Source organism: Microvirga tunisiensis, from assembly GCF_009296175.1.
GTDB lineage: Bacteria > Pseudomonadota > Alphaproteobacteria > Rhizobiales > Beijerinckiaceae > Microvirga > Microvirga tunisiensis.
In genome coordinates this window covers 1-707 of the sequence record NZ_VOSK01000932.1, presented here as the reverse complement: position 1 = coordinate 707, position 707 = coordinate 1, and the positions used below count along the sequence as shown (strand labels likewise).

General features: G+C 60.1%; 1 protein-coding gene. It reads left to right on the top strand.

The annotated features are described in order from the left end of the window. Nucleotides 1-326 precede the first annotated feature (326 nt). Nucleotides 327-632, top strand: a complete 306-nt coding sequence (locus tag FS320_RS44580; RefSeq protein WP_152718802.1) for a cold-shock protein — start codon at nt 327-329, stop codon at nt 630-632. Nucleotides 633-707 lie beyond the last annotated feature (75 nt).

Genomic DNA, 707 nt, shown 5'->3' with positions numbered 1-707 from the left:
AGCCGATTGTTATCAGGAACTAACGATAAGCGCATGATGAGCTCCCCTGGCCTGCAGGCGGGAGCACACGGATCTCTCTGCTATCAGCGCCTGAGATCAGTTGCTGACAGTAAAGTAACTCTCACATACAAATAAATCCCTGTCTTACACCTATGTGGATCTTGAAGATTAACTTCGCCGAGAAAGGCTCTGCTTGGCCGGTGAAGGGTCGGCGATCCGACGCAAGGGCCGATGAGGATCGCTGTGCAAGCCGAGCGCCGTGCGCGAGCTGGTGCTTGGCGAAACAAGGCTGATTGTGCTGACGTTGCCGCTCGCGGGGGTCGGGCATGACGGTCATGGGAACGGTCGCCTGGTTTGACCTGACCAAGCAGTTTGGCTCCGTGGCCCTGAGCAACGGCGACAGTGACGCCTTCCTGCACATGTCGGTGCTCAAGCAGGTGGGCTATGTCTGGCTTCCGCGGGGAACCACGGTGCGGGTCAGGATCGAGGCGGAGCGTGGCAAGCAGCGGGTTGCTGAGGTTCTGGAGATGACCCCAGCCCTGCCCGACCGGCGAGAACGAGCCGATCATGCGCAAGCCCGAGACCTGAACGCCCCAAGCCCAGTCCTGCCTCATTCTCACAAGCGCCGTTAGGGAACCGGGCTCCCTTGCGCTTGAGCGCACTCGTCAAGAAGTCACGCTCCGGCACAATCACAGTCGAGTAGAGCG